The 236-nt window shown below is 56.4% G+C and carries 1 pseudogene; it reads left to right on the top strand.

Going from position 1 to position 236, the window contains the following annotated elements:
* Nucleotides 1-236 (top strand): annotated as a pseudogene (locus tag SMC1_RS10595) (hypothetical protein); the annotation flags it as partial.

Raw genomic sequence — 236 nt, 5'->3', positions numbered from 1 at the left:
GCTACTGGCACGATGGAGTGGAGTCATGTCAAGCCTGCCCTTCGTCGGGCAACAATTGCGAATCTCGTGGTCCCCGTGTTTGTTGGGTCGTCATTCCGCAACAAGGGCATCCAGCCTTTGCTGGATGGTATTATTGACTATCTTCCTTCGCCTCTGGACGTGAAGCCGGCCGTTGGGAAGATCCCGGGAACTGACGAGAAGGTGGACGTCATGAGTGACGTGAGTGGCCCGTTGGT

It is taken from the genome of Candidatus Cryosericum septentrionale, from assembly GCF_003570995.1.
In the GTDB taxonomy this organism is placed as follows: Bacteria; Caldisericota; Caldisericia; order Cryosericales; family Cryosericaceae; genus Cryosericum; species Cryosericum septentrionale.
The sequence above is the reverse complement of the archived record's forward strand: the minus strand, read 5'-3'. Positions and strand labels throughout refer to the sequence as shown.